Below are 8,477 nucleotides of genomic sequence, written 5' to 3'. Positions count from 1 at the left end.
GGCGATTCCGGAAAACTGCCCAAAATCGGTCACGATAAAACGGAATGCGCGGTCACCATCATCCAGAACAGACGGTCACGTTCAAACGGAATGGGCGGTCACGATAGGGCGGAATACGCAGAACTCAGGGCCGAATGCGTCGGTATACTCTCGCAACGTGGCGGGGTCGTCGCGGTTAGGGTCGACAGACACAAACAGTACTCGCAAGTCGTTTTGGGCTTCTTCCCCCAATTCCTGCGAAATCGCTGCCAGATTCGCCAGGGTGGTGGGGCAAATATGCGGGCAATGAGTAAATCCGAAGAAGAGCAGGGTGACATCACCGGCATAGTCGGCTTCAGTGACCGAGCGGGCTTCTTCATCGACTAGCTCGAACTCCAATGGTGGCATAAGCTCGGAAATATCCTTGGTTTGCCAGCTTGGGTCAGAACAGCCGACCAGCCATAGCATCCCTGACAACAGCGCGGTTTTGCATCCTGTCTTATACATAGCGTTACCCATAGCGATACATGGACGAACGTTTACCAAGCAAACGACCGATAATGATCAACACCGCCAGCACACTCATCATGGTCGCTGGGATCCAGGTGATCAGGCCGCCGAGCCGCTGGTCCGTTAATGGTGCCAGTGGCCAGGCACGGCCACAAACGGCATACACGTCAAACAGCACGTTATGGCTGAAGGTGAGGTAGGCGCCCAGCAACATCTGGGGCGGCACCACGGCAAGCAACAGGGTAATGCGTACGCCATAGCTGAGCCCGCCACTTGCGGGCGACCGGGAATCGAGTATTAACCACCAGAAGAGTAGCCCATCAACCAGCATGCTCCAGTTCATCAACTGGTAGAGACGATGACTCAGCATCGCGTCGAAATGAACCTGGGGAATTAACCAGAAGTAAATCAGGCCCACGAACAGCAGTGGAGCGATTACCGGTTGCTGCAAAAGCCGATAACCGGGCTTGAGCATCTGCGCAGCGAAAGTAACCGTTGGCAAATTTCTCACCCGATGCGGTATACCTGCGGTCAGTATTGCCAGCGGGGCCGACAAGGCGATTAGAAATGGCGCTAAATGATGCAGCACTAGATGCTGGCCGCGGTGGACGAAAAACATGTACTGCGCTAAATAATCGAAATGTGTCTGAGACACCGTATAAATAGCCACGATACCCAAGAAAAAGGCGAAAGGGCGCCAGAATCCTTCATGCAGACCACAGTGCCGCCGATGAAGCAGGCCGCGGACATAGAGACCTGCGCCAGCCAGGCAGGCGAGAGTCCAGCTAGGGGAGAATTCCCAAGGCAGCAGAAAAGCAAGGCTACTGTCGAACTCCCCCATTACACCTCCTAAATAGCAGTACAGTGGTAAGGATAGACACTACAGAAAAACTTTCCCGATCAGCTACCTGTATCTGGCTGCGCATGCCGCAGCTTGGCCGCACTCGGGTGAGAAGCCGTAACTGTTATGGCCCAGCATTAACTTGGGGCTGCTATTACTGAGCTGTATCACCATGGATGCCGCTGGCCCATGGGTCAATCGCGGTAACAAACGGTGGTTGGCGATAGGCGTCACTTTTCCCAATGCCGAACGAGGGCGTCTAGCGATGTATGGTTATGCCTGTATTGCCTGCCATCGGATTCCAGGGTTAGTTGGGCCACAAGCCGATGTTGGTCCACCTTTGGCGGGAATGGGAGAGCGCCGCTACATCGCAGGGGTGCTTTCCAATAACAACGATAATATGGTGCGTTGGCTTCGTCATCCCACCCAAGTGGACCCTCTTACTGCGATGCCAGACCTGGAGGTCACGGAGCAGGACGCCAGGGATATAGCGGCGTATCTTGAAACGCTCACTGAATAGGCTTAAAAAATTACGCCGCCCTTTAAGGGTGTAATCGGGCGGCGAGGTGGGAAAGCAACGGCTTGTGAGCCTGGCTATTAGCTTTTAAATATCAGTTTTTAAATATCAGCTTTTAAATTCATACGTTGTCTCGGGGAATCACACTTTCCCAGTTTTTAGAAAACACGCGATGCTCATTTTCGTAAGCATCCAACTGGGCATGGACAATGAAATTTTCCGTCGTGCAGCTTAGCGTGGTCCTTGTGTACACTTCGGTATTCCAGTCGCCTCTCTTAAAGCAGGATTCTGTGAATGTTTCACCTCGGGCGGAAGTGAAATCATCATCAACGGTGCGGTAATACTCGCTGGCGCTGCGATGTATTTCGGTACCTATATCATTAATACGAAAACGGCCCTGGTTGTTAATCACTTCAAGCGTGGACGCTTTGCTTGCCAGGTCGCGATGCAACAGCCAGTTATGTTCGCTAGGTTCCAATAGCTTGGTATCAAGCGCAGGTGCCGATTGTGGTGTATCAAAAGGCGAAAGATCGGCATCGTTCGTTTGTGGCTCCCTAACGGGAAGCGTTAGCTGACAGTTTTCCAAATGAACAGTGACCTTGGCAGGCTCAGGCGGCAGCCATGCGAGTGGCCAATAAGAGGTGGAGACAGACACCCTTACTTGGTGACCCGCTGGAAATTGCTGAGCGATACCGTTTAGCGGAATGGAAACACGGTAGCGCCGATGCGGCTCAAGAGGTTCTGGGTGTGAGTCGCCATCCCTGTGGGTAAGGTTCAGTAACCCATAGGAAACTCGTGTTGCCTTGCCGTCAGGGGCTACGTCTGAAAGGCGAACTGCCAACATTGCCTGGGGCTTGTCACTTGATACCTCTAACGCTAGTTCAGGCATACCGAAGATACAGAGGGGCTCGATTAAGCTTGGGCTGCTAAAAATAAGCGAGCCGCCATCCTCTTCTCGTTGGTCGCCAGGAAGGTCCGGGGTGGCTGAATAAGAGCACCATTTGCCCGCTTCCAGCCCCACGCTAAGCGGTGACTGTAATTCCATTGAAGCGTATTCATGAGCGTCACTAAGCGCTTGCTGGCTTTGGGATTCAGCGATTAACTGGTACGGCAATAAAGCGTAACTGCGCTCTTGGATATTATTACTTGGCCATTGGCGCTCGCCTATCCAGCGGCCAGGCCTATCATCATAAGAGTTATCGGGAGGCACGCTATCCTGTTGCCAGGCACGTAGCATCGGTTCATCCATGATCCCGTTTGACTCATCTTTCAACCAATAATCCCACCAGCGCAAGGCTTCTTGTAAAAAGCCTATTGCTGGCCCTGGCAGCCCTTGGTGCGGATATTTATGGCCCCAAGGGCCAATAAGCCCCTTACGTGGCACCTCAAGGTGTTCCATTAACCTAAAGACGGTATTGGTAAAGCCATCGGCCCACCCGCCGATTGCGTAAACCGGACACTGGATAGCGGAGTAATATTCACACACCGAGCTGGTTGACCAATAAGCGTCGCGACGTTGATGCCTAAGCCACTGATCAATCCATAACCCACTTTTCTCCATGCGCTCAAACCACATGTCGCGCCAGTCAGCGCCGACAATCTCTGGGTCAGGTGGCAACGCATTAAAAGCAAACATGACGGTTGCTTCGGATAAGTTATCGCCCAGCAAGCAGCCGCCCATATAGTGCATATTGTCCGCGTAAAGATCGTCGCTGGCGCAAAGGCTGATAATGGCTTTAAGCGCGGCGGGCTGTTTGGCCGCCACTTGCAAGCTATTAAAGCCGCCCCACGAGATGCCCATCATGCCTACTTTGCCGTTGCACCACGCCTGCTTGGCGATCCATTCAATAGCATCAACGGCGTCTTGTTGCTCCTGCTGAGTATATTCATCTGTCAGCACGCCATCTGAATCGCCACTGCCGCGCATATCAACACGTACACAAACATAGCCATTGCCTGCTAAATAAGCATGGTTGGTCGCGTCTCTTGCGCGTGTGATATCCCGCTTTCGGTAAGGAATATATTCCATGATGGCCGGTAGCGGTGAAGTATCCGCTTTCTCGGGCAGCCAAATGCGGGCGGCTAATCTTTTTCCGTCCCGCATGGGTATGAATACATTCTCGATTTCACGGACTGAATAAGGGAATGATTCTACTATTTGCATGATCGCCTCTTATTTGCTCATTCGTCTACGTGCTCGATGTCAAATTTGAGAGCTTTCAAGCAGTACTCAAACTGCTCCTCAATTTGGTCGTGATTGTCGGCGGCCAAATAAAGCGTGCCTAACCGATAACAAAAGTTGTCTTGATGCATTAAGTCGCTTAAGCGTTGACCAGTTTCGACATCAATTTTCACTTCTGTGTGCGGGTAGAGCGATTTGATCTCGTTAATCTCTACATCGCTGGGGATTTTTCTAACAATGCCATCCTTATGTTCATAGGGAATAAAACACTTGGCAGCGACAGGTGCTACGCCCTGGCGATTAAGCAGAGAGGGGCGATTGCCCAAGGCAATATCAACAGCGACTTCGTGGTTCGACATACCATCGACCATCACGAATATCTCGCTATGCGACTGTGAAATGCGCGTATTGAATTCTACTAACCAGAGCTTATCTTCTGCCTCATTCCACATAAATTCAGCGTTGAAACACCCATTGTTGTAACCGATGTGTTCAAGGAATTTTCTTGAAGACTCGATCATTTTATGATGCACATGCTCAGGCAAATTGCTTGGATACTCTAAGCGGTCAAACAGCGTTTCTGTCAGTTTGGATTTTGGCTGTGAAATAATGCCATGCACATTGAATTCACCTTGAAACATGGTGCCTTCAGGCGCGCCTTGTACACCACTGATGATTTCCTCTGCGATACATGCATTGCCACCTAATTGTTTGATTTCTTCCGGGGTATCAGCGTATTCCAGCGCCTCATTAAATGGATCGCCTAGCTGGTTAATATTTTCTCTTATCTCTTCTATCGCTGCTTCAAACTGCTCGAAATTCTCAATTTTAAAGCCGAGGTGAGAGGAGAAAGCTTTTACAGGCTTAATCCAAAAGGGATAGTTTAAGGTGACTTGGTCAAATGGCGATTCTGCGAAGGGGTCAACACCGCAAAAGCGAGGCACTACTTCTGGAATAACTTTTTGCTGCTCTATTCGGCTCCAGAGTTTATGCTCGCACTTTAAAACACTGGTCACAGAAGGTGAGGGAATTCCATGCTCTTTGCATAGAATGGGTACTAAAACACTGGTAGGAAAGTCCCATTGTGCAATAATGGCATCTACAGTGCCTGGAAAACTAGCAAGTTGCTCTCTTGCGGCTTCCAGTACTTTATTAAACGAGAATTGTTTTGCTTCAACCGCTGTATCGACCGTGAGCAGACTGTGTATTTCCAGCTGTTTGGACTCACGCAGTGTTTCAAGCATGGCTTTCTGCTTGTCTTCTAAGGCTACTATAAAAATATTCCTTTTCATGATGGCATCCTTGAAAGTTAAAAGTAGCAATAAAATAATGATCTAACTAAGCACTAATTCGTTATAAAGAGTGCATGACGCAATGATAGAGCTTCAAGATCATTTCTTTCAGTATCAATAACATATGTTATAACTGGCTCGGCTGTTTTTATATTTAATAAACATCAATGCTTACTTATACCCGCAATCCCTAACCCTATATTACCATTTTATTTAGCGTGCTAATATTTTTGCATGTTGCTACTTGATTTATGTTAATAAATGACTCTAAAAAATGTTGGTTTAGCTTGAGGAAGCGTGAGATGTTAACTATTATTCTACCTCTCAATTAACTCTTTATATGTACGTGGATTGTAAGATTTTTCTTTGTAAATCAAGTTTTGTCTAACTACAAGGGAGTGTAGAGAAGATGAGCAATGCAATTGATATGCACAGTGAAATTTTTAAAGGGAGCGATCATTATGCTCAGTTGCCCAGCGTGACAGGCTTGCAAGCCAAGGACATCAACCTTGGTAATATACTCAGCCATTATGCAGAGATTGGGACTGACTCTATAGATCTTTTGTCGAGTGCTAATGTTAAAAGTATGGAGTTGAAAAGAAGCCAAAAGCTATACTCTTTGTGCCAGGGAAGGGCAGAAATATTTGTTGTAAAACAAGGCTGGGTAAGCTTGTGCCATACTTTTAAAAGTCATGGACAAGATATATGTAACGTCTACATGCCGGGCGATATTGTTGGCTTGCGAGAAAGTTTTTTCGATAATCATGATATTACGATACTGGGGTTGCAGAACTGTCAGTTAGATAAAGTTTCTGTTAACGAGGTGCATGATTTATTTAAAGAAAATACAGATATAAGAAGAGCTGTCGTGTCTTATATCATGGTGAATGACAATATTACTATTGAAAGGCTTAGAAGTTGTACTCACCATAAGGCTGAAGAGCGCGTTGCGCATTTTTTACTTGAAATATATGCAAGGTATAATTTTAAAAAACTGATTGATTCAAATGTATTTTCTTTTCCTATTACTCAAGAGGTAGTAGGTGAGCTGTTAGGTATTACCAGCGTTCATGTTAGCAGATGCATGACTTCTTTAGAGCAAAAAAAGTTGATTAGGAAGAGTAGGAATAGTATTAAGCTATTAGAGCCAGAGTTGTTGGCAGAGTATACTGGTTTCGATGAAAACATTATTTACGGGCATCTCCGCTTGTTTTGAATTTGTTTGTTTTAAATAAGTGGAATAATATGATAAAGAATTATTATGAATTGGTGATGGCGTTTGTTGAAATAGGCACTTTTTTAATCTGGGTGGTTTTTGCCCAGCTATTTTTTCTAACGTTTAAGCGCCAGCGGCGTGCTCGTTTTATTATTCATACGGAAGGCTACGATTGTAGCAGTATGAAGCTTGCATTTACGAATATGGCGGCTGAGCCTGTTTATGTAAGAAATGTTTTCTTTAGTATTGATTGCGGTGAAAATAAGAAAGTTTACAACCTTGACGACTTACATGGAGAAGGGCTTTTTAAAAAAGAAGTTGATGGTAGCGATAAGTGGGAATATCAAGGCACTATTCTTCCTGGAAACTGTGTCAAGTTAGAGGTGGGTGGAATATTTTATCCTTGCCTTTCAAAGAAGGAAGAGGAAACTCAACAAGACGTCATTCAAATTGAGCCGGGTGACATCGTTAATATATTCGTTGTCTTTTTTCATGGAGCAGATAAGAGGCTATTAGGTGCTTCTCGGCATTTTAAGTTTTTTAAATCGTCAGCAGGCGATTTTTTTAACCCGTTAAGTTGGAATACAACCTCTTGGTCTACTGTTCATGAGCGGAAAAAGCTAATGCGAACTTTAAAGCAGGAGAGAGAAGATTACCCAGGGTTTAGCTAACGTAGAAGGTTTAACTATCGCAGATAAGCGCATATAAAGGAAGCTTCAATTTTTTTCACATAACACACGTTATGAAAAGCGTTATTAACCCTTGCATGCTGATTTTGTTTGTCTACGCTATCCCCAGCAACATCATTCGATCTGAAACCTAATCATACAAGGAGTGGATTAGATGACAGTCAAAAGCACACCGCTAAATGCGGTAAACGCCCATAAGCAATATAGTGAAATGGCCGATACCCCTAGTGTTCAGCGTACACAGGTTCAAAGTGAACAGGTTCAAAGCGAACAGGTACAGGATGCCTACCCGTCGCGTTTAACCACTACACCTGAGAGAACCTGGCTGCCGCGACAAGATGCGGTCGTGAAAGGTCGTCAGCTTTCTGGCCCCTTAAGCCAGGCGCAGCTTGATGAGTTCGAGCGCAAAGGGTTTCTGTTTATTCCCAACCTCATTGAAGGCGCGGAGCTTGATGAGCTGCGTCAAGAAATGACGGCGCTGATGAGTAACGATGAGTACCGCAATAAAGAATTCAGCGTGACAGAGCCAGAAAGCCAGGAAATCCGCTCACTCTTTGCGGTGCATTTCCTCTCTGAACGCTTGGGTGAACTGGCCAGCGACGAACGGGTAGCGGGCGCTGCGCGTCAAATTATTGGCGACGACCCCTATGTGCATCAGTCGCGGATCAATTATAAGCCGGGGTTTGCCGGTAAGGGTTTTAACTGGCACTCCGATTTTGAAACCTGGCACGCGGAAGATGGCATGCCAGCGATGCACGCGGTGAGTGCGTCGCTGATCTTGACCGACAACCATGAGTTCAACGGGCCGTTAATGCTGATTCCCGGTTCACACAACAAGTTTGTGCCGTGCCTGGGGGAAACGCCGGAGGATAACCACAAAAGCTCGCTGAAAGCGCAGGAAGTGGGCGTGCCAAGCCCTGAAGCGCTAACCGAGCTAGTGGCTGAACACGGTATTGAAGCGCCGAAGGGTAAAGCGGGCGGTTTGCTGCTGTTCGATTGCAATACGCTACATGCGTCGAATGCCAACCTTTCGCCTGACCCACGTAGCAACGTGTTCTTTGTTTTTAATCGTCGCGATAACCGTTGTGAGGCGCCCTATGCAGCAGCTAAGCAGCGCCCTGACTTCTTGGCTCACAGCCTTGACCAGCAGGCGCAGCAGTATCGCTAACGAGTGGTGGGGGAACAAATTGATGGCTGAAGGTTGTGGAACCTTCGTCTAGGTGGGGTAAACTGTTGCGCCTGTCGTTGCGA

The 8,477-nt window shown here is 47.5% G+C and carries 8 protein-coding genes; 4 read left to right on the top strand and 4 right to left on the bottom strand.

Annotation, left to right across the window (positions count from 1 at the left end):
- Positions 1–81: 81 nt before the first annotated feature.
- Together V8L70_RS18690 and V8L70_RS18685 are read right to left on the bottom strand one after the other, a co-directional pair.
- A complete protein-coding gene (locus V8L70_RS18690) occupies positions 82–486 on the bottom strand; it encodes an SCO family protein (RefSeq protein WP_336270348.1) in 405 nt (134 codons plus the stop codon).
- A gap of 4 nt (positions 487–490) precedes the next feature.
- Positions 491–1,330 carry a cytochrome c oxidase assembly protein gene (locus V8L70_RS18685; protein ID WP_101147612.1) on the bottom strand — a complete coding sequence of 280 codons (840 nt, stop codon included), beginning with the start codon at positions 1,328–1,330 and terminating at the stop codon, positions 491–493.
- Between the two features lie 172 nt (positions 1,331–1,502).
- Between V8L70_RS18685 and V8L70_RS18680 the strand changes: the two genes are divergently transcribed.
- Positions 1,503–1,850, top strand: coding sequence for a c-type cytochrome (locus V8L70_RS18680; protein ID WP_101147611.1), 348 nt, complete (start codon positions 1,503–1,505; stop codon positions 1,848–1,850).
- A gap of 118 nt (positions 1,851–1,968) precedes the next feature.
- Here the strand turns inward: V8L70_RS18680 and V8L70_RS18675 are convergent, their stop codons facing one another.
- Together V8L70_RS18675 and V8L70_RS18670 are read right to left on the bottom strand one after the other, a co-directional pair.
- Complete coding sequence (locus tag V8L70_RS18675) at positions 1,969–4,011, bottom strand: CocE/NonD family hydrolase (RefSeq protein ID WP_101147610.1); 2,043 nt, start codon at positions 4,009–4,011, stop codon at positions 1,969–1,971.
- A gap of 17 nt (positions 4,012–4,028) precedes the next feature.
- Positions 4,029–5,321, bottom strand: coding sequence for an ATP-grasp domain-containing protein (locus V8L70_RS18670; RefSeq protein ID WP_101147609.1), 1,293 nt, complete (start codon positions 5,319–5,321; stop codon positions 4,029–4,031).
- Positions 5,322–5,730: 409 nt separating this feature from the next.
- Here V8L70_RS18670 and V8L70_RS18665 point away from each other — a divergent pair, with 409 nt between their 5' ends.
- The 3 genes from V8L70_RS18665 to thpD all read left to right on the top strand — a co-directional run bounded on the left by V8L70_RS18665 (position 5,731) and on the right by thpD (position 8,394).
- On the top strand, positions 5,731–6,537 hold the full coding sequence (locus V8L70_RS18665) for a Crp/Fnr family transcriptional regulator (RefSeq protein ID WP_101147608.1): 807 nt from the start codon (positions 5,731–5,733) through the stop codon (positions 6,535–6,537).
- A gap of 56 nt (positions 6,538–6,593) precedes the next feature.
- Positions 6,594–7,208, top strand: coding sequence for a hypothetical protein (locus tag V8L70_RS18660; RefSeq protein ID WP_157826563.1), 615 nt, complete (start codon positions 6,594–6,596; stop codon positions 7,206–7,208).
- A gap of 172 nt (positions 7,209–7,380) precedes the next feature.
- A complete protein-coding gene (thpD, locus tag V8L70_RS18655; protein ID WP_101147606.1) occupies positions 7,381–8,394 on the top strand; it encodes an ectoine hydroxylase in 1,014 nt (337 codons plus the stop codon).
- Positions 8,395–8,477 lie beyond the last annotated feature (83 nt).

Origin of the sequence: Vreelandella arctica, from assembly GCF_037070215.1 — a bacterium.
Taxonomy (GTDB): domain Bacteria; phylum Pseudomonadota; class Gammaproteobacteria; order Pseudomonadales; family Halomonadaceae; genus Vreelandella; species Vreelandella arctica.
This window is presented reverse-complemented; position numbering and strand designations above follow the sequence as displayed.

Bases quoted from the DNA above. Each gene is read 5' to 3' on its own strand.
- thpD (WP_101147606.1), top strand. From the start codon at position 7,381: ATGACAGTCAAAAGCACACCGCTAAATGCGGTAAACGCCCATAAGCAA.
- V8L70_RS18665 (WP_101147608.1), top strand. From the start codon at position 5,731: ATGAGCAATGCAATTGATATGCACAGTGAAATTTTTAAAGGGAGCGAT.
- V8L70_RS18680 (WP_101147611.1), top strand. From the start codon at position 1,503: ATGGATGCCGCTGGCCCATGGGTCAATCGCGGTAACAAACGGTGGTTG.
- V8L70_RS18685 (WP_101147612.1), bottom strand. From the start codon at position 1,330: ATGGGGGAGTTCGACAGTAGCCTTGCTTTTCTGCTGCCTTGGGAATTC.
- V8L70_RS18690 (WP_336270348.1), bottom strand. From the start codon at position 486: ATGTATAAGACAGGATGCAAAACCGCGCTGTTGTCAGGGATGCTATGG.
- V8L70_RS18670 (WP_101147609.1), bottom strand. From the start codon at position 5,321: ATGAAAAGGAATATTTTTATAGTAGCCTTAGAAGACAAGCAGAAAGCC.
- V8L70_RS18675 (WP_101147610.1), bottom strand. From the start codon at position 4,011: ATGCAAATAGTAGAATCATTCCCTTATTCAGTCCGTGAAATCGAGAAT.
- V8L70_RS18660 (WP_157826563.1), top strand. From the start codon at position 6,594: ATGGCGTTTGTTGAAATAGGCACTTTTTTAATCTGGGTGGTTTTTGCC.